Origin of the sequence: Pseudomonas sp. 06C 126 (genome assembly GCF_001855215.1) — a bacterium.
Taxonomy (GTDB): domain Bacteria; phylum Pseudomonadota; class Gammaproteobacteria; order Pseudomonadales; family Pseudomonadaceae; genus Aquipseudomonas; species Aquipseudomonas proteolytica.
Genome location: NZ_MIFU01000085.1, coordinates 43,537 through 61,321 on the forward strand (window position 1 = coordinate 43,537; position 17,785 = coordinate 61,321).

Here is a 17,785-nt window from a genome sequence, read left to right on the forward strand (position 1 = left end):
TCGAATGTGTTCACCAATCAAAAATGTGGGAGCGGGCTTGCCCGCGATAGGGCCGGCCCTGCTTGAGGAGGTTCCAGCTTTAGTTGAACTCATCCCCAACCGGATACCGGCTGTCGTTCAAACTCTCTTTGATCTTGCGCAAATGCGGCTGGAAATCCACCCCGCGACGCAAGGTCATGCCCGTAGCCAGTACATCCAACACCGTCAACTGAATGATCCGCGAGGTCATTGGCATATAGATGTCGGTGTCTTCCGGCAACGGGATGTTCAGGCTCACCGTACTGGCCTTGGCCAGTGGCGAGTTCTCGGCAGTTACGCCCAGCACCGAAGCACCGTTTTCCCGCGCAATACGCGCCACTTCCACCAACTCACGGGTACGGCCGGTGTAGGAAATAATCACAAATAGCTCGCCGGTATGCGCCACTGAGGCAATCATCCGCTGCATCAGCACGTCCGCATGGGCGGTCACCGACAGGTTGAAACGGAAGAATTTGTGCAGGGCATCCATGGCCACCGGCGCCGAAGCCCCCAGGCCAAAGAAGTGGATCTGCCGCGCCTGGATCAGCAGGTCCACGGCCTTGCTGATCAGGTTGGGGTCCAGGGCCTGGCAGGCGCTGTCCAGTGAGGCAATGGCGCTGCCAAAAATCTTCTGCGTGTAGGCCTCGGGGTTATCATCGGCCTCCACCGCGCGGCTGACATAGGCCGCGCCACTGGCCAGGCTTTGCGCCAGCTGCAATTTCAGTTCAGGGTAACCACTGACGCCGAACGAGCGGCAGAAACGGTTGACCGTCGGTTCACTGACCGAGGCGGCTTGGGCGAGGGCCGCGATAGAGAAGCGGGTCGCCTGCTGTGGGTTGAGCAGGATGACCTCGGCGACTTTTTTCTCGGCCTTGTTCAATTCTTCGAGGCGGTTCCGGATCTGTTCCAGAAGATTTCGCACGCGGTCCATTCAGTCTTTCCTTCGGGCGACGATGCAAGTAGGGGCCAGTAAAAGGTCGACGAGCGGCCCTTGGCGGTGGCCTATCCTACTGAGGGTAGTTGAACACCACCACTCGCAATGCGTTTTTTGGGAAAATGTTGTGGTTATTACTACATTTTTCCTTGAGTGATGCCTTGAAAAAAGGTATTTGTAGCTTAACTTGATAAAAGAACAAACATCATGCCTTCGATAACCGTGGAACCCTGCACCTTTGCCCTGTTTGGCGCCTTGGGTGATCTGGCGCTGCGCAAGTTATTTCCTGCCCTCTATCAACTCGATGGCGCCGGGCTCTTGCACGCCGACACTCGCATCCTGGCCCTGGCCCGCGAGGCCGGTTCCGAGCAGCAGCACCTGGACCACATCGAGCACGAACTGCGCAAGTACGTCGGCCAAGAGCTGGATGAAGCGGTGGCCGCGCGCTTCCTGGCGCGTCTGGCCTACGTGCACGTCGACTTCATGAACGCCGATGACTACGTGGCCCTGGCCGCCAAGGCCGGCACCGAACAACGCCTGATCGCCTACTTCGCCACCCCGGCCGCGGTGTATGGCGCGATTTGCGAGAACCTGTCCAAGGTTGGCCTGGCGGAAAATACCCGCGTTGTCCTGGAAAAGCCCATCGGTTCGGACCTGGAATCCTCGCGCAAGGTCAACGACGCCGTGGCGCAGTTTTTCCCGGAAAACCGTACCTACCGCATAGACCACTACCTGGGCAAAGAGACGGTCCAGAACCTGATCGCCCTGCGTTTTGCCAATAGCCTGTTTGAAACCCAGTGGAACCAGCACTACATCTCCCACGTGGAAATCACCGTGGCCGAGCAGGTGGGTATCGAAGGCCGCTGGGGCTACTTCGACAAGGCCGGGCAACTGCGGGACATGATCCAGAACCACCTGCTGCAATTGCTCTGCCTGATTGCCATGGACCCGCCGGCCGACCTGTCGGCCGATAGCATCCGCGATGAGAAGGTCAAGGTGCTCAAGGCCCTGGCGCCGATCAGCCCCGAAGGCCTGACCACCCAGGTAGTGCGCGGCCAGTACATCGCCGGCTACAGCGCCGGCAAACCGGTACCGGGCTACCTGGAAGAAGAGAATTCCAACACCCAGAGCGACACCGAAACCTTCGTTGCCCTGCGTGCCGATATCCGCAACTGGCGTTGGGCCGGGGTGCCGTTCTACCTGCGCACCGGTAAGCGCATGCCGCAAAAACTGTCGCAGATCGTCATCCATTTCAAGGAACCGTCCCACTATATCTTCGCCCCCGAGCAGCGCCTGCAGATCAGCAACAAGCTGATCATCCGCCTGCAACCGGACGAAGGTATTTCCTTGCGTGTGATGACCAAGGAGCAGGGCCTGGATAAAGGCATGCAACTGCGCAGCGGGCCACTGCAACTGAATTTTTCCGACACCTACCGTAGTACGCGGATCCCCGATGCCTACGAACGGTTGTTGCTGGAAGTGATGCGCGGCAATCAGAACCTGTTTGTCCGTAAAGATGAAATCGAAGCCGCGTGGAAGTGGTGTGACCAGTTGATCGCCGGGTGGAAGAAGTCCGGTGATGCACCCAAGCCGTACGCGGCGGGTTCCTGGGGGCCGATGAGCTCCATTGCACTGATCACGCGGGATGGGAGGTCGTGGTATGGCGATATCTGATTTGAAACTGCCGCAAGGCGTAACACCCCACGAGTACCGCACGCCGGTACTGCTGGCCGAAGGCTTGGCCAATGACGTGGCCGAACAACTGCGCGCGGCCATCAGTGCCCGGGGCGAGGCGACGCTGGTGGTGTCCGGTGGCCGCAGCCCGGTGGCGTTTTTCCAGAACCTGGCCAAGCAGGGCCTGGACTGGTCCAAGGTGACGATCACCCTGGCCGACGAGCGCTGGGTGCCGGTCGAGCATGCCGACAGCAACGCCGGCCTGTTGAAAAAACATCTGCTGCAAGGCCCGGCGGCCAAGGCCCGGTTCTTGAGCCTCTACAGTGCTGCGGTGAACCTGGACGGTGCTGCCGAACAGGCCGATCGCCTGCTGGCTGAACTGCCGGCAATTGATGTGCTGGTGCTGGGCATGGGCGATGACGGGCATACCGCCTCCCTGTTCCCCAACAGCCCGAACCTGGCCGAAGCCTTGAAGCCGGATGGCACTCGTCGTTGCTGGCCGATGCTGGCGCCGAGCGTGCCCCATCAGCGCCTGACCATGAGCCGTGCGTTGCTGGCCAGTGCCCGTTACACCGTGTTGTCGATTGCCGGCGATTCGAAACTCCACACCCTGAGCGAAGCGCTGGCTGGCGACGATGTTGCCGGCATGCCGATTCGCGCGTTTTTGCAACCTACTCTAGAGATTTACTGGTGCCCATGAGCCAAGGATCAGCCGCTATGAAAAGCCCTCACCCGACCGTGTCCATGGCGGATAAAGTTGCCCTGATCGACAGCCTCTGCGCCAAGGCGCGGATCCTGCCGGTGATCACCATTGCCCGCGAGCAGGACATTCTGCCCCTGGCTGATGCCCTGGCGGCGGGTGGCTTGACCGCGCTGGAAGTGACCCTGCGTTCGCAGTTCGGCCTCAAGGCTATCCAGGTCCTGCGTGAGCAGCGTCCGGAGCTGGTCACCGGTGCGGGCACGGTGCTCGATCGCACCATGCTGGCGGCAGCCGAGGCGGCGGGTTCGCAGTTCATCGTCACCCCCGGCATTACCCGCGACCTGCTCGAAGCCAGTGTCGACAGCCCGATCCCGCTGCTGCCTGGCATCAGCAATGCCTCCGGCATCATGGAAGGCTATGGCCTGGGTTATCGCCGCTTCAAGCTGTTCCCCGCGGAAGTCAGCGGCGGCGTGGCAGCAATCAAGGCCTTGGGTGGGCCGTTTGGCGAAGTGAAATTCTGCCCGACTGGCGGCGTTGGCCCGGCCAACATCAAAAACTACATGGCGTTGAAAAACGTGATGTGCGTGGGCGGTAGCTGGATGCTTGATCCACAGTGGATCAAGGACGGCGACTGGGGGCGTATCCAGGAAGTCACCGCCGAGGCGCTGGCGCTGCTCGATTGATCTGATTTACCGAATCGTTGTTGCTGTGCTTCACGGCATGTTTGCGGTGCACTTGGTCGGTGTGCCGCTTTTTTTTGCCTACAGAAAACCTTGAAATCACGGCAATCGAACTGTGGGAGCGGGCTTGCTCGCGAATGCGGTGGGTCATTCAACACATTCAGTGACTGTCACCGCGCATTCGCGAGCAAGCCCGCTCCCACATTTTAATCGGTGTTCAATTCGGTAATCGCGTTGACCAGCACGCCGATGTCCGCCGCCGAGGTCACCAACCCCGGCGTCACCCGGATACAACTGCCAAATGCCGCCCCGCTGCGCAGGGTGGTAAACAGGTTGTACTCATCGAGCAATCGATCCGCCATCACCTGCTGGTCGCGCCCGATGAACTTGAACGCCGTAATCGCGCAATACAGCCGTGGATCATCCGAGGTCAGCACCTCGATCCCCGGCAATGGCCGCACCTGGCTCACCCACAGGTCACGCAGGTACTTCACCCGCGCACCCTTGGCATGCGCGCCGCCCAAGGCTCGATGTTCTTCAAGCACGAGCGGTAAGGTCATCAGCGCCGGAAAATTCGGTGTGCTGTAGGGCGTACGGGCACGCACATCGGTGATCGGGTAATGGAACTCGGCCATGTCCGGATCAATCTGGGCCAGGCGCTCAGGGGCTATGTACAAAAAGCCCAGGGTCAGCGGCGCACCGATCCACTTGTGCAGGTTAAAACCCGCGAACGAGATGCCCAGTTGGGCCAGGTCGAAGTCGATCTGGCCCAACGCATGGGCGCCATCGAGGATGATTTCGACGCCAGATTCCCGTGCAGCCCGGGCGATGGCCTCTACCGGCATAACCAGGCCCGTACGGTGGGTGACATAGGTCAGCGCCATCAGCTTCAGGCGCGGGTAGCGGCTGAAGGTATCGCGATAGGTCTGCACCAGGCTGTCGAAACTGGCCGGGTGGGCGTGGGACACTTCTATCACCTCCACACCCCGGTAGCCGGCGAGCCAACGCATGGCGCCCTTGACCGTGTCGTATTCCAGGTCACTGATCAGCACCTGGTCGCCCGGTTGCAGGCGGTTGTAGTTGCGGATCAACGATTGCAGGGCTTCGGTGGCATTGCGGGTGAAGGCGATGGCTTCTGGATCGACATTGATTAATTCGGCCAGTTGCCGGCGAATCTCGACATTGTCTCCTTGCTCGAAACGTTGGCGCACATGCACCGAGTTGCTGCGATTGATAAAGGCCACATGCTCCTGATATTGCGCCAGCACCGCCCGGCTCATACGGCCGAAGTAGCCGTTTTCCAGGTTGATGGGGCCGGGTTCCAGCTCATAGCGCTGGGCAATGGCCTGCCAGTAGGCCTCGTCGCGGGTGTAGGGCATGGTCGGGCTCGATTAGTGGCGAGGGGCAGGTTTACCGTGTTTGGCGCGCAGCGGTTCGAGCAGTTCGGACAGGCCGTTGTGATCGATTTCCTGCATCAACGCCAGCAGGCCGCCTAACTCGCCGTGGGGGAAACCCTCGCGGGCAAACCAGTTCAGGTAAGGACCGGGCAGGTCGGCAATGATCCGGCCCTTGTACTTGCCGAACGGCATTTGGCGGGTGATCAGCAGTTCGAGTTTTTCGGGGTTCATAGGTGCTTCAGGCAATCAGGAGGATGCCCTGGAAAATACAGGCATTCTGCATGAAGGCCAAATGACAGATCATGCAAATAAAGCGGATACAGATTTGGAGTTTATTTATAACTCGTTGAAAATTAAGGTTTAATTTTTAATTCAAGACCTGGCACGGGCGCTGCAACTACCCCAGTACGTTTCTAAACCTGTGAAGGAATTGAAAAATGACTGACATCAACAAAGAATCGATCTCCGTACTCAACGACCTGATCGAAACCAGTAAAGACGGCCAGGAAGGCTTCAAGACCTGCGCAGAAGACATCAAGCACCCAGAGCTCAAGGCGCTGTTCACCAAGCGTTCAACTGACTGCGCCACGGCGGCTGCCGAACTGCAGACAGCCGTGCGTGCCTTGGGTGGTGACCCGGAAGATTCCGGCAGCGTTGCTGGCGCCCTGCATCGTGGCTGGGTTGACGTGAAGTCGCTGGTGACTGGCAAGGATGAAGAAGCAGTCCTCAACGAAGCCGAGCGTGGTGAAGACCATGCGTTGAAGGCTTACAAAGAAGCCATCGAGAAAATCAACAAGCACAACCTGGTCGGTATTCGTGACCTGGTTGAGCGTCAGTACCACGGCGCACAGCGCAACCATGACCAGGTCAAAGCCCTGCGTAACCAGGCCCGCGCCCAGTCCTGAGTAGCCTCGCAGTAACAACTGTGGGAGCTGGCTTGCCTGCGATGGCGGTGGATCGGTCAATTTAGATGTCGACTACCACATCGCCATCGCGGGCAAGCCCGCTCCCACAAGGGGTTTGTGCCGGGCAGGATGTTTGAGTACGCCCCAAAACAACTGTGGGAGCTGGCTTGCCTGCGATGGCGGTGGATCAGTCAATTTAGATATCGACTGCTTCACCGCCATCGCGGGCAAGCCCGCTCCTACATTATTTTGCTTTCACAGGACCAGGGATTTTCAGCCGATGCTGATCGCTGGCAATTGGGTCAAGGTCACGACCTGTTGCTTGCGCGGTGCGAGGATCTCCGCTTCGCCATCCACTACCAACTCATCACGCTGGTTGAACACCTGGGTGGCAATCCGCACGCGGAACTTGGGTAGCTTCTCGAGAATTTCCAGACGTACGGTCAGGGTGTCGCCGATTTTCACCGGTTTCTGGAAGCTCATCTGCTGGCCGATATAGATGGTGCCCGGCCCAGGCAACTCACAGGCGACTGCCGCGCTGATCAATGCGCCGCTGAACATGCCGTGGGCGATACGCTCCTTGAACATGGTCGCCTTGGCAAACTCCGCATCCAGGTGCACCGGGTTATGGTCGCCGGACATCGCCGCGAACAGCTGGATATCGCGCTCTTCCACGGTTTTGCTGTAGGTGGCTTTCTGGCCGACTTCGAGGGCTTCGTAAGGCGTGTTGGTAACCTGGGTCATCTAATCGTGCATCCTGTGGCTAATCGATAGTCTTAATTCGTTGATTTTAAACGAAAATATTTTTCTGTTCATTCGCAGCGTGCCGGCCGGCGATGGTTCACGGCCTGGGCCATCCACGCCAGCACATCGGCGGTGACCGCATCGCGGTTGGTTTCATTGAACAGTTCGTGCCGGGCCTGCGGGTAAATATTCAATTGCAGGTTCTGGCAGCCCGCATCGCGCAGCGCGTTGGCCAGGCTGGTGAGACGCTTGCCTTCACTGACCGGATCACATTCGCCACCCATCACCAGGATCGGCAGGCCCGGATCAATCTGTTTGAGATTGGACGCTTTGCTGATTTGCTGCAAGCCACCGAGCAAGTCGATCCACAGCTGGTTGGTGCAGCGAAAGCCGCACAAGGGATCATTGATGTACTTGTCCACTTCGTCCGGATCGCGGCTCAACCAGTCGAATGCCGTTCGGTTGGGTTTGAAGGCCTTGTTGAACGAGCCGAACGACAGGAACTCGATCAGCGCGCTGCGCCCCCGCAGGCCCTGGCGCAAGCGTTCGGCGCGGGCGATCAGTTGGGCGGCGCGGTACAGGGCCACCGGCTGGAAATTCGAGCCACTGAGAATCGCCCCGTGCAGGCTGGCGCTGTGGTGCAGCAGATAGGCCTGGGCGATATAGCTGCCCATGCTGTGGCCCAACAGGATGATCGGTACACCGGGGGCCTGTTGGCCGATATGCTGGTTGAGGGCGGCCAGGTCACCCACCACCTTGTTCCAGCCATCCCGCTCGGCGTACAGGCCCAGGGTACCTTCATCGGCGGTGCGGCCGTGCCCGCGCAGGTCCGGGGCATACACACCGTAGCCGGCGCCACACAAGGCCTGGGCCAGGCGCGCATAACGGCCGCTATGCTCGGCCATGCCATGGGCCAGCATCACCAGCGCCGTGGGCGTTTCGTCCGGGAGCCACTGGTTGACGTGCAGGCGGCTGCGGTCATTCGCGGTCAGCCAGAAAGTGGTGTGGTTCATGGCGCTTCCTTTGCTCAGGGTCGTTGCAGTGTATAGCTCATCTGTGGGCGGGCGTCTGATCACCCTTGGCCTCAGGGGCAAGATTCATACAATCAATGACACGTTTTTGTGTATTTGCCTGTTTGGCCATAACTGCTAACGTCCCCGAAGCTCCGCTTCCCGTAAACAGCCGGAAGCGGTCGGGCACACTCGGGTAAGAGGACAAGAATAATGCAACCTGATTTCTGGAATGACAAACGCGCGGCCGGTGTGCCCAATGAGTTAGACCTGTCGGCGTACAAGTCAGTAATCGAAGTCTTCGAGCGTTCCTGCAAGGCCTTTGCCGACCGTCCGGCATTCAGCAACATGGGGATCACCCTGACCTACGCCGACCTGGAGCGCCAGAGCGCGGCGTTCGCCGGCTACCTGCAACACCACACAGACCTGAAACCGGGCGACCGTATTGCGGTGCAGATGCCCAACGTCCTGCATTATCCGATTGCCGTCTTCGGCGCCTTGCGCGCCGGGCTGGTGGTGGTCAATACCAACCCGCTGTACACGCCGCGGGAAATGCGTCATCAGTTCAAGGACGCAGGCATTCGTGCCCTGGTCTACCTCAACCTGTTCGGTTCCAGGGTGCAGGAAGTGGCGGCCGACACCGAGATCGAATACCTGATCGAAGCCAAAATGGGCGATTTCATGCCCACCGCCAAGGGTTGGCTGATCAACACTGTAGTCGACAAGGTGAAGAAGATGGTGCCGGCCTACAGCCTGCCCCGGGCGATGTCGTTCAAGCGCGCCTTGCACATGGGCGCAGGCCTGGCCGTGACCCGCCATCCGGTCACCCTGGATGACATCGCGGTGCTGCAATACACCGGTGGCACCACCGGCCTGGCCAAGGGCGCGATGCTGACCCACGGCAACCTGGTGGCGAACATGCAACAGGTGCGGGCGTGCATGTCACAGGTGCGCGAAGACGGGCATCCGCTGGTCAAGGAAGGGCAGGAGGTGATGGTCGCGCCGTTGCCGCTCTACCATATCTATGCCTTCACCGCGAACTGCATGTGCATGATGGTCACCGGCAACCACAACGTGCTGATCACCAATCCCCGGGACATCGGCGGCTTTATCAAGGAGTTGAAGAAGTGGCGGTTTACCGGGCTGCTGGGGCTCAACACCCTGTTTGTCGCGCTGATGGAACACCCGGACTTCAAGACCCTGGACTTCTCCCACCTGAAGATCACCAACTCCGGCGGCACGGCCCTGGTCAAGGCCACGGCCGAACGCTGGAAGCAGATCACCGGCTGTTCCATCGGCGAAGGCTACGGCCTGACCGAGACGTCGCCGGTGGCCAGCACCAACCCCTATGGTGATCAATCGCGTCTGGGCACCGTGGGTATTCCCGTGCCAGGCACGGCGATGAAAGTCATCGATGACGCCGGCGTGGAGTTGCCGCTGGGCGAGCGTGGCGAGTTGTGCATCAAGGGCCCGCAGGTCATGAAGGGCTACTGGCAGCAACCGGCGGCCACCGCCGAGAGCCTGGATGCCGAGGGCTGGCTCAAGACGGGCGATATTGCGGTGATCGACCCGGACGGGTTTGTGCGCATTGTCGATCGCAAGAAGGACCTGATCATCGTCTCGGGCTTCAATGTGTACCCCAACGAGATCGAAGACGTAGTGATGGCCCACCCGAACGTCGCCAACTGCGCGGTGATCGGCGTGCCCGACGAACGCACCGGCGAGGCCGTGAAGCTGTTTGTGGTGGCGCGGGCCCAGGGCGTCAGCCTTGAGGAATTGAAGACCTACTGCAAGGCCAACTTCACCGGTTACAAAGTGCCCAAGCACATTGTGTTGCGGGACTCGTTGCCGATGACGCCGGTAGGCAAGATCCTGCGCCGGGAGCTGCGCGACATCGCCTGACCTGGATTGAAATGCGATTCAAATGTGGGAGCTGGCAAGCCAGCTCCTGCATTTACGGTGTAAGTCCGCAAAATAGAGCTGTTTCAGGGGTTATAGAATCTTTGCTCTAAAAATGACTACTGCATATTCTTGAGTCATGTTTATGACTGTAGGGCCCTCTTTTGGCTCTAGGCGGCCCTTTGCAAAGCTGCTACTCTCGGCGCGCTTTGTGACCTCTCGGCCTGCTTGAAACAGCCAGAATCACCTAAAAAAACACACACAAATAATAATCGCATCAAATGCGGTGAATGAATTCGCGTCGCTGAGGAGTGGGCTTCCATGATCGAAGACTTTTGGAAGGATAAGTACCCCGCCGGGATTGCTGCAGACATCAATCCAGACGAGTATCAAAATATTCAGGCGGTACTGAAACAGTCCTGCCAGCGCTTCGCCGACAAACCGGCTTTCAGCAACCTGGGCAAGACCATCACCTACGGTGAGTTGTACGAACTGTCCGGTGCCTTTGCCGCGTACCTGCAACAGCATACCGACTTGCAGCCCGGTGATCGAATCGCCGTGCAATTGCCCAACCTCCTGCAATACCCGGTGGCCGTGTTTGGCGCCATCCGTGCCGGCCTGGTCGTGGTCAACACCAACCCGCTGTACACCGCGCGGGAAATGGAACACCAGTTCAACGATTCCGGGGCCAAGGCCCTTATCTGCCTGGCCAATATGGCGCACCTGGCGGAAAAAGTCGTACCCAAGACTGGCGTCAAGCATGTGATCGTCACTGAAGTGGCTGACCTGCTGCCACCGCTCAAGCGGCTGCTGATCAACAGCGTCATCAAGTACGTGAAGAAAATGGTCCCGGCGTATCACTTGCCCAAGGCGATCAAGTTCAACGACGTCCTGGCCAAGGGCCATGGCCAGCCGGTCAACGAAGTCAGTCCCGCCAGCGAAGACGTGGCCGTGCTGCAATACACCGGTGGCACCACCGGCGTAGCCAAGGGCGCGATGCTCACCCATCGCAACCTGGTGGCCAACATGCTGCAGTGCAAGGCGCTGATGGGCTCCAACCTCAATGAAGGTTGCGAGATCCTGATCACACCGCTGCCGCTTTACCACATCTATGCCTTCACCTTTCATTGCATGGCGATGATGCTGATCGGCAACCACAACATCCTGATCAGCAACCCGCGCGACCTGCCGGCGATGGTCAAGGAGTTGTCGAAGTGGAAGTTCAGCGGCTTTGTCGGCCTGAACACCCTGTTCGTTGCCTTGTGCAACAACGAAGGCTTTCGCAAGCTGGATTTCTCGGCGCTCAAGGTCACCCTGTCGGGCGGCATGGCCCTGCAACTGGCGGCGGCCGAGCGTTGGAAAGCCGTGACCGGCTGCAACATCTGTGAAGGCTACGGCATGACCGAAACCAGCCCGGTGGCCACGGTCAACCCGATCCAGAATATCCAGATCGGCACCATCGGCATTCCGGTGCCTTCGACGCTGTGCAAGGTCATCTCGGACGAGGGCGTCGAGTTGCCCCTGGGCGAAATCGGCGAACTGTGCGTCAAGGGCCCGCAGGTGATGAAAGGTTACTGGCAGCGTGAAGACGCCACCGCCGAAGTCCTCGACAGCCAAGGCTGGTTGAAGACCGGTGATATCGCGATCATCCAGCCAGACGGCTACATGCGTATCGTTGATCGCAAGAAGGACATGATTCTGGTCTCCGGTTTCAACGTCTATCCCAACGAGCTGGAAGACGTGCTGGCAAGCTTGCCAGGCGTGCTGCAGTGCGCTGCCATTGGTGTGCCGGACGAGAAGTCGGGCGAGCACATCAAGCTGTTCATCGTGGTCAAGCCGGGCGCGACGCTGACCAAGGAGCAGGTGATGGAGCATATGCGCGCCAACGTCACCGGCTACAAAGTGCCGAAGGCTGTTGAATTCCGCGAAGCGCTGCCGACTACCAACGTGGGCAAGATCCTGCGTCGTGAGTTGCGTGATGAAGAGCTGAAGAAGTTGGGCCTGAAGAAGTAAACAAAAAGCCCCGTGAATACGGGGCTTTTTATTGGGCGCTGATTGGACTGCAATCCAAATGTGGGAGCAGGCAAGCCAGCTCCCACATTTTTGAGCGCCTGCTTACAGGGCGAACTGCGCGAAGCTCACGCCAGCGCCTGCCGGGCGTACATCCTTGAGGAACGAGTCCTTGTCCGCGCTCAGCTCCAGGGTAATCTCCGGCTTGCGCTTGCCCGCATTGCGCACCACCAACCCTTCAAGCTTTTCACGCAGGAACGCGGTCGGTACTTTCAAGTGCAGCAACTGGTCGGTCTCGGCGTTGTGCATCAACAAGTGAATCCACTCGTACTGCCCAATGGCAATGCGGGCCACCGGTAGGTCGAACCACCAGATGTTGCGCTTGCGGTCCAGGTCGGTGAAGTGGCAGTTGTTGACGCCGAGCACGGCACCGCCCAGTTCCAGGTTTCTGCGGGCGATGGCCTGTGATTTATTGAGTTTCATAACCTTCCTACGGGATCTGTTATTCAGCGATTGAGCCTGAATCTGCCGGGCATTCTCGGGGGTTGGCGGCAAAACATAAAGCCAAACCTGTATGGGGTGATGAAATGCCTCACGCAAATAATTGAAACTCTGCGCAGAGGCCCAGGGTCAACCCTTACGTAATGACCAAAACCCTTGATTGTTCTTACGGAGAAATACCATGGGCAGCACAGCGGATAAGGCAAAAGGTTTAGCGAACGAAGCCATCGGCAACATCAAGCAAGGTGTCGGCAAAGCCACTGACAACACCAAACTTGAGACCGAAGGCAAGATTCAAGAGAAGAAGGGCGAAGCCCAGCAAGCGGTCGGCAAGGTCAAGGATGCGGTAAAGAATACCGTCGACAAGGCTTGATTCCAGCATTTGCAACACGCAGTACAACGGCCATCCACGGATGGCCGTTTTTATGTCACGCCCGATGTTTAAAGTTTCGAAATTGTTTCAAGGTCGCCAAATAGGCTACCTTGATGTAGAAAACGGCCCCTGAGTCGCCCACGAACTCAACCTTTTTGCGGCGAAAGGAGACGCTATGATTTTTCCGGTATTAAAAGATCTGCCGCTGCACCGCGTATTGATGCGCACCGTCACAGAATTCATCGATGACGAGATGCCCACCTACGCCTCGGCACTGGCCTACCAGATGCTGTTTTCGCTGTTCCCCTTCCTGCTGTTCCTGATTGCCCTGATCGGTTTCCTGCACCTGCCGGATTTCTTCAGTTGGCTGCGCCTGCAATCGGAACTGGTGCTGCCGCCCCAGGCCCTGGAGCAGGTCAACCCGGTGATCGACCAATTGCAGCAATCCAAGGGCGGGCTGCTGTCGGTGGGTATCGTCATCGCGCTGTGGACCGCCTCGGCCGGCGTGCGCCTGATGATGAGCGCGATGAATGCCGCCTACGACGTGGTGGAAGGCCGGCCGATCTGGAAGCGCTTCCCGCTGTCGATTCTCTACACCGTGGGCATCGCCGGCATGTTGCTGGCCGCTGCCGCGCTGATGGTGCTGGGGCCGCAAGTGATGGAGTGGCTGGCCGGGCAGATCGGCATGCAGGAATTTGTCGTTACCCTGTGGACCATCCTGCGGTGGCCCTTGATCGTGATCCTGCTGATGTTCGCCGTGGCGTTGATGTACTACGTGATGCCGGATGTGAAGCAGAAATTTCGCTTTATCACGCCAGGCTCAGTGCTGGCGGTGGTCGTCTGGATCGTGGCTTCATTGGGTTTTGGCTATTACGTCAAGACCTTCGCCGACTACAACGCCATGTATGGCAGCATCGGTGCGATCATCGTGCTGTTGTTGTATTTCTACATTTCCGCCGCCGTATTGTTGCTCGGTGCGGAAATGAATGCGGTGATCGAACATATGTCCGCCGAAGGCAAGGATCCGGGGGAGAAGGATTTTGGCGAACACCACCCCGATGAAAAACAGCATGTCTCGGGCCTCGGCCGGGACCACTCGATTCCCAAGCCCACCACTGATGAAACCTGACCGATGATTCGTGAAATCCTGAAAATGGGCGACGAACGCCTGCTGCGTATCGCGCCACCGGTACCACCGGAAATGTTCGACAGCCCCGAGCTGTGGCAACTGATCGATGACATGTTCCAGACCATGGAGCATGTGGGCGGCGTCGGCCTGGCCGCGCCGCAGATTGGTGTCGATCTGCAACTGGTGATCTTCGGCTTCGAAAGCAGCGAGCGCTACCCGGATGCCCCGGCGGTGCCCCAGACCATCCTGATCAACCCGCTGATTACACCGCTGAGCCCGGTGTTGGAAGAGGGCTATGAAGGCTGCCTGTCGGTGCCAGGCCTGCGTGGTGCAGTGGATCGCTACCAGCAGATTCGCTACGAAGGGTTTGACCCCAAGGGCGAGCCGATTGTGCGGATTGCCGATGGTTTCCATGCGCGGGTGGTGCAGCACGAATGCGACCACCTGATCGGTCGCCTGTACCCTTCGCGCATCACTGATTTCAGCAAGTTCGGGTTTATCGAGGTGATGTTCCCTGAACTGGATCCTGCCGCCGACGCCTAGGCCTGGCGGCACACGCCCATGGCGATCATCGGCTTGTTGCGCTTATAGCGCACCAGGCGCTCGGCCAGGGACTGTGGCAACACCGTCTGCTGGCTGAAGCCCTGGGCTGCATAAAACCCTTCCAGGTCCGGGTGGCACAGCAGCCATACCGAGCCTTCGACAGGCGCGATCGCTTGCGCAATCAGCCGCGTCGCCAGCCCTTGACCACGTAATGCCGGATCGACAAACAGCCCGGTCAGCCATTGGCCGCCGACCACGGGGCTCAGGCACAGACCGGCCACAATCTCGCTATTACGCGCCACCCACAATTGGCCGCCCTTGAGGGCTTTCATCGATGAGTTGTGGCTGCGATAAAACTTGTTAAGCAGCGGCCACAGGGGCTCTGCCAGTCGATCAATGTGCAACTCGGGCATGACGGTATGACAGGTGTGATCCAGGGGCGGGGATTATAAGTCGGGCAAAGCGCCTTCTGGTGGACAATAGGTGTTATACCCCTTGTTACTTCCTCTGTTAGTGGAGCATGCAGCATGGCCAAAGGTATGGATTCAAAGAAAGCCGCGAAGAAAAAACCGGCAAAGACCGCTGATGAAAAACGTGCGGACAAAAAAGCCAAGAAGACCGAGACAGGTCTGTTCGGTCACTGAGTACTTCACTGTAGGGGCGAGCTTGCTCGCGAAGAGCGTTAACGAAAACGCGTGTTCGCAGGAAAAACACGGCGCTCTCGAGCTTTTCGCGAGCAAGCTCGCTCCTACAGCGGCATCGATACATCCTGCCCCTGCACATCCCCTCCAACACCTGTCTATAAATGCTGGCTGATTAATGGCCTTGCATAGCGCCAAGCCCTGTCTATGCTCACCCATAACCACTTATGTCGCTTGCCATATGAAGCGTTTCGGGTGGCTGTTTGCATAGTGGTTGATGAGCACTATACAAACTGTGAATAGATAAGTGCGTATGTCAAAGCGCCGGAAAAAGGAGCTGCAGGTTAAATGGATTTACGTGTGTCGGTTAAAGCGGGCCCCGGCTGGGGTCATCAAGAAAAGGATGCCTTGAAACGAGCGTTGTCCCATGGACTCTCCGATTAGCCATCATTTATCTATCGCCTGACACTTGTCCTGCCTTATGGACAGCTGCGTTTGCCTGTTTTGTGGAAAGTTGTACTGGGTCAAATCCAAGAACTAACCGTCATTCAAAGACAGCGCTGAAGGTGATCCGATCATGTTTAACCTCCACCACAAATCCGACCTGTTGGAAATCGAGCGCTTTTCCTGCGCGCTGACCCAGGCCCAAGCCAAGTTGGCGGCCATCAGCCGTTCCATGGCGATGATCGAGTTTGATCGCGACGGCGTGGTACTGGATGCCAACGAAAACTTCTGCAAGGTCATGGGTTACAGCGCCGAGGAAGTACGCGGTAAACACCATCGAATCTTCTGTGAAGAGTCCTATTACCGCAGCGATGACTACGCCAAATTGTGGCGCGACCTGGGCCAGGGCGAACCCATCAGCGGCACGTTCATGCGCTTGACCAAAACTGGCCAGGAAGTGTGGCTGGAGGCCAGTTACATGCCGGTCTACGGTCCGGATAAACAAGTGCAGAGCGTGATCAAGGTGGCTGCGGACATTTCCGAACGGGTTCACCGCGAGCACGAAAACCAAAGCCTGATCGATGCCATAGGCCGCTCCATGGCGGTCATCGAGTTCACGCCCCAGGGGCAGATCCTCAATGCCAACCAGAACTTCTTGAAGACGGTGCAGTACTCTCTCGGTGAAATTGTCGGCCAGCACCACAGCATGTTCTGTCATCGCGCCGAGGTGGAATCGCCGACCTACAAAGCATTCTGGGCGTCACTGAACCGGGGCGAATTCCACTCCCATCGTTTTGAGCGGCGCAACAAACAGGGTCAGACGCTATTTCTGGAAGCCTCCTACAACCCAATCTTCGATGCCAACGGGCGTCTGTACAAAGTGGTGAAGTTCGCCAGTGACATCACCGACCAAGTCACTACCTTGCGCACCGCTGCCGATTCGGCCCATGCCACCTCGGTGCAGAATGACGCCTGTGCCCGCAAGGGGTCGCAAGTGGTGCAGCAGACGGTGCAGATCATCGAAGAAATTTCCCGCGACCTCAATCAAGCGGCAGTCAGCATCGACGCGGTAAGCAAGCAGTCGGACATTATCGGCACCATCGTGCAGACCATTCGCGGGATTGCCGATCAAACCAACCTGTTGGCGCTTAACGCGGCCATTGAAGCGGCACGGGCCGGTGAGCACGGGCGGGGTTTTGCGGTGGTGGCGGACGAGGTGCGCAGCCTGGCGGCGCGTACCAGCCAGGCGACAATCGAGATTGTCGATGTGGTGCGCAAGAACCACGACTTGTCCCTGAGCGCGGTGTCGAGCATGCAGTCGAGCCTGAGTCGTACCGGGCTGGGGGTGGAGTTGGCCAATGAAGCAGGGCAGGTGATCCTGGAGATCCAGGAAGGCTCGCGGCATGTGGTGGACGCCATCGGCCAGTTCAACTCCACCCTGCAACTGCAATAGTGCCTCTGTGTAGGAGCGAGCTTGCTCGCGAAAAACTTCAACGATAACGCGGGGTATCTGGTTCCCCGTGGCGGTCTCAGGTTTTTCGCGAGCAAGCTCGCTCCTACAAAGGGCGTTGTGCTGAGTCAGATTGCGGCGAGGGCGTCTTTCACGGCCTTGATCTGCGGATCAGCAGTCTTCTCGGCGAACTGCTCCGCTACCTGCATCTTTAGGCGATCAGCCACTTCCTGGGCAATAGCGTCTTGTTGTTCCACGGGCATCGCTTTTACATCGTCTTCGGTCAGGCCCTTTTCCAGCAGGATCTGATCGCGGATGCGTTCGGCCGGGGTCTTGGTCATATAGTCGGTGAATTCTGCGCGGGCCTGGGTGCTGGTCGCGGTGGTCGGCGTGGCACTGGTCGGCGGGGTCGCTTGCAGTTGCAGGCGGGTCTTGGCAAAAGCGGCATCCACGTTGCTTGCGGTGGCGTCAGTGGCCTTTTGCGTGGCCTGCACCTGGGTCGCGGCAGCAGCATTCTGCACGTTCTGCATCACGCCACTGTACAGCGCACTGGCGGCGGCGTTGGCGGGGTCCAGGTCGGGGCGTTTGGACTGTTGGATCACGGACGAGACTTGGGTATTGACCAACATGATCGGGCACCTGTGGGTTTGAACGATGCAGAGGATTTAGCAATTAGCGTGCCGAGAGCCAACACCCCCGGATTCATTGGCTTTGAGGGCGCTGCATAGTCATG

Annotated in this window: 17 protein-coding genes and 2 pseudogenes; 11 read left to right on the forward strand and 8 right to left on the reverse strand. The window is 58.6% G+C overall.

Going from position 1 to position 17,785, the window contains the following annotated elements; genetic code table 11:
* Positions 1 to 79: 79 nt before the first annotated feature.
* A complete protein-coding gene (locus tag BHC62_RS14040) occupies positions 80 to 940 on the reverse strand; it encodes a MurR/RpiR family transcriptional regulator (RefSeq protein ID WP_169851198.1) in 861 nt (286 codons plus the stop codon).
* Positions 941 to 1,159: 219 nt separating this feature from the next.
* Between BHC62_RS14040 and zwf the strand changes: the two genes are divergently transcribed.
* Genes zwf through BHC62_RS14055 form a run of 3 tightly spaced genes read left to right on the forward strand, consistent with a single transcriptional unit; the run spans position 1,160 to position 4,009 of the window.
* A complete protein-coding gene (gene zwf, locus BHC62_RS14045) occupies positions 1,160 to 2,626 on the forward strand; it encodes a glucose-6-phosphate dehydrogenase (RefSeq protein WP_029296404.1) in 1,467 nt (488 codons plus the stop codon).
* Positions 2,613 to 3,326 carry a 6-phosphogluconolactonase gene (pgl, locus tag BHC62_RS14050; protein WP_070995328.1) on the forward strand — a complete coding sequence of 238 codons (714 nt, stop codon included), beginning with the start codon at positions 2,613 to 2,615 and terminating at the stop codon, positions 3,324 to 3,326. Before zwf ends, pgl begins: the two co-directional genes overlap by 14 nt.
* 17 nt (positions 3,327 to 3,343) lie before the next feature.
* On the forward strand, positions 3,344 to 4,009 hold the full coding sequence (locus tag BHC62_RS14055; RefSeq protein WP_029296409.1) for a bifunctional 4-hydroxy-2-oxoglutarate aldolase/2-dehydro-3-deoxy-phosphogluconate aldolase: 666 nt from the start codon (positions 3,344 to 3,346) through the stop codon (positions 4,007 to 4,009).
* A 203-nt stretch (positions 4,010 to 4,212) separates the two neighbouring features.
* Here the strand turns inward: BHC62_RS14055 and BHC62_RS14060 are convergent, their stop codons facing one another.
* On the reverse strand, positions 4,213 to 5,385 hold the full coding sequence (locus tag BHC62_RS14060) for an aminotransferase class V-fold PLP-dependent enzyme (protein ID WP_070995329.1): 1,173 nt from the start codon (positions 5,383 to 5,385) through the stop codon (positions 4,213 to 4,215).
* Between the two features lie 12 nt (positions 5,386 to 5,397).
* Positions 5,398 to 5,634 (reverse strand): DUF3820 family protein, encoded by a 237-nt coding sequence (locus BHC62_RS14065; RefSeq protein WP_008056784.1) that lies wholly within the window; start codon positions 5,632 to 5,634, stop codon positions 5,398 to 5,400.
* A gap of 206 nt (positions 5,635 to 5,840) precedes the next feature.
* On the opposite strand from BHC62_RS14065, the gene BHC62_RS14070 reads away from it, so the two are divergent.
* The gene (locus BHC62_RS14070) at positions 5,841 to 6,308 is read left to right on the forward strand and encodes a PA2169 family four-helix-bundle protein (protein WP_070995330.1); all 468 of its coding nucleotides are present in this window, start codon (positions 5,841 to 5,843) and stop codon (positions 6,306 to 6,308) included.
* A gap of 273 nt (positions 6,309 to 6,581) precedes the next feature.
* On the opposite strand, the gene BHC62_RS14075 is transcribed toward BHC62_RS14070, so the two are convergent.
* Together BHC62_RS14075 and BHC62_RS14080 are read right to left on the reverse strand one after the other, a co-directional pair.
* Positions 6,582 to 7,052: a MaoC family dehydratase gene (locus tag BHC62_RS14075; RefSeq protein WP_029296435.1), complete on the reverse strand. Its 471-nt coding sequence runs from the start codon at positions 7,050 to 7,052 to the stop codon at positions 6,582 to 6,584.
* Positions 7,053 to 7,120: 68 nt separating this feature from the next.
* On the reverse strand, positions 7,121 to 8,065 hold the full coding sequence (locus BHC62_RS14080) for an alpha/beta hydrolase (RefSeq protein ID WP_070995331.1): 945 nt from the start codon (positions 8,063 to 8,065) through the stop codon (positions 7,121 to 7,123).
* 210 nt (positions 8,066 to 8,275) lie between these two features.
* Here BHC62_RS14080 and fadD2 point away from each other — a divergent pair, with 210 nt between their 5' ends.
* Both fadD2 and fadD1 read left to right on the forward strand, forming a co-directional pair.
* Positions 8,276 to 9,964: a long-chain-fatty-acid--CoA ligase FadD2 gene (gene fadD2 / locus BHC62_RS14085; RefSeq protein ID WP_029296437.1), complete on the forward strand. Its 1,689-nt coding sequence runs from the start codon at positions 8,276 to 8,278 to the stop codon at positions 9,962 to 9,964.
* A gap of 318 nt (positions 9,965 to 10,282) precedes the next feature.
* Positions 10,283 to 11,974 carry a long-chain-fatty-acid--CoA ligase FadD1 gene (gene fadD1, locus BHC62_RS14090; protein ID WP_070995332.1) on the forward strand — a complete coding sequence of 564 codons (1,692 nt, stop codon included), beginning with the start codon at positions 10,283 to 10,285 and terminating at the stop codon, positions 11,972 to 11,974.
* 102 nt (positions 11,975 to 12,076) lie between these two features.
* Here fadD1 and BHC62_RS14095 read toward each other — a convergent pair whose 3' ends face one another.
* Entirely contained in the window at positions 12,077 to 12,454 is a 378-nt protein-coding gene (locus BHC62_RS14095) for a hypothetical protein (protein ID WP_029296441.1), read from the reverse strand.
* Positions 12,455 to 12,653: 199 nt separating this feature from the next.
* Between BHC62_RS14095 and BHC62_RS14100 the strand changes: the two genes are divergently transcribed.
* The 3 genes from BHC62_RS14100 to def all read left to right on the forward strand — a co-directional run bounded on the left by BHC62_RS14100 (position 12,654) and on the right by def (position 14,517).
* A complete protein-coding gene (locus BHC62_RS14100) occupies positions 12,654 to 12,845 on the forward strand; it encodes a CsbD family protein (RefSeq protein WP_029296443.1) in 192 nt (63 codons plus the stop codon).
* A 175-nt stretch (positions 12,846 to 13,020) separates the two neighbouring features.
* Positions 13,021 to 13,974: a YihY/virulence factor BrkB family protein gene (locus BHC62_RS14105; RefSeq protein WP_029296445.1), complete on the forward strand. Its 954-nt coding sequence runs from the start codon at positions 13,021 to 13,023 to the stop codon at positions 13,972 to 13,974.
* Between the two features lie 3 nt (positions 13,975 to 13,977).
* Positions 13,978 to 14,517, forward strand: a complete 540-nt coding sequence (gene def, locus BHC62_RS14110) for a peptide deformylase (RefSeq protein WP_029296447.1) — start codon at positions 13,978 to 13,980, stop codon at positions 14,515 to 14,517.
* On the opposite strand, the gene BHC62_RS14115 is transcribed toward def, so the two are convergent.
* Positions 14,514 to 14,930 (reverse strand): GNAT family N-acetyltransferase, encoded by a 417-nt coding sequence (locus BHC62_RS14115; RefSeq protein WP_070995333.1) that lies wholly within the window; start codon positions 14,928 to 14,930, stop codon positions 14,514 to 14,516. The genes def and BHC62_RS14115 overlap by 4 nt on opposite strands.
* A gap of 805 nt (positions 14,931 to 15,735) precedes the next feature.
* Between BHC62_RS14115 and BHC62_RS29330 the strand changes: the two are divergent.
* Positions 15,736 to 16,512 (forward strand): annotated as a pseudogene (locus BHC62_RS29330) (PAS domain-containing protein); the annotation flags it as partial.
* A 114-nt stretch (positions 16,513 to 16,626) separates the two neighbouring features.
* Positions 16,627 to 17,055, forward strand: a pseudogene (locus tag BHC62_RS29335) (methyl-accepting chemotaxis protein); the annotation flags it as partial.
* A gap of 125 nt (positions 17,056 to 17,180) precedes the next feature.
* Here BHC62_RS29335 and BHC62_RS14125 read toward each other — a convergent pair.
* Positions 17,181 to 17,681: a hypothetical protein gene (locus BHC62_RS14125; RefSeq protein WP_029296453.1), complete on the reverse strand. Its 501-nt coding sequence runs from the start codon at positions 17,679 to 17,681 to the stop codon at positions 17,181 to 17,183.
* Between the last annotated feature and the right edge of the window lie 104 nt (positions 17,682 to 17,785).

Coding starts and splice junctions, on each gene's coding strand:
- BHC62_RS14100 (WP_029296443.1), top strand. CDS start 12,654: ATGGGCAGCACAGCGGATAAGGCAAAAGGTTTAGCGAACGAAGCCATC.
- pgl (WP_070995328.1), top strand. CDS start 2,613: ATGGCGATATCTGATTTGAAACTGCCGCAAGGCGTAACACCCCACGAG.
- def (WP_029296447.1), top strand. CDS start 13,978: ATGATTCGTGAAATCCTGAAAATGGGCGACGAACGCCTGCTGCGTATC.
- BHC62_RS14055 (WP_029296409.1), top strand. CDS start 3,344: ATGAAAAGCCCTCACCCGACCGTGTCCATGGCGGATAAAGTTGCCCTG.
- BHC62_RS14075 (WP_029296435.1), bottom strand. CDS start 7,052: ATGACCCAGGTTACCAACACGCCTTACGAAGCCCTCGAAGTCGGCCAG.
- BHC62_RS14065 (WP_008056784.1), bottom strand. CDS start 5,634: ATGAACCCCGAAAAACTCGAACTGCTGATCACCCGCCAAATGCCGTTC.
- BHC62_RS14115 (WP_070995333.1), bottom strand. CDS start 14,930: ATGCCCGAGTTGCACATTGATCGACTGGCAGAGCCCCTGTGGCCGCTG.
- BHC62_RS14125 (WP_029296453.1), bottom strand. CDS start 17,681: ATGTTGGTCAATACCCAAGTCTCGTCCGTGATCCAACAGTCCAAACGC.
- BHC62_RS14080 (WP_070995331.1), bottom strand. CDS start 8,065: ATGAACCACACCACTTTCTGGCTGACCGCGAATGACCGCAGCCGCCTG.
- BHC62_RS14105 (WP_029296445.1), top strand. CDS start 13,021: ATGATTTTTCCGGTATTAAAAGATCTGCCGCTGCACCGCGTATTGATG.
- BHC62_RS14095 (WP_029296441.1), bottom strand. CDS start 12,454: ATGAAACTCAATAAATCACAGGCCATCGCCCGCAGAAACCTGGAACTG.
- zwf (WP_029296404.1), top strand. CDS start 1,160: ATGCCTTCGATAACCGTGGAACCCTGCACCTTTGCCCTGTTTGGCGCC.
- fadD1 (WP_070995332.1), top strand. CDS start 10,283: ATGATCGAAGACTTTTGGAAGGATAAGTACCCCGCCGGGATTGCTGCA.
- fadD2 (WP_029296437.1), top strand. CDS start 8,276: ATGCAACCTGATTTCTGGAATGACAAACGCGCGGCCGGTGTGCCCAAT.
- BHC62_RS14060 (WP_070995329.1), bottom strand. CDS start 5,385: ATGCCCTACACCCGCGACGAGGCCTACTGGCAGGCCATTGCCCAGCGC.
- BHC62_RS14070 (WP_070995330.1), top strand. CDS start 5,841: ATGACTGACATCAACAAAGAATCGATCTCCGTACTCAACGACCTGATC.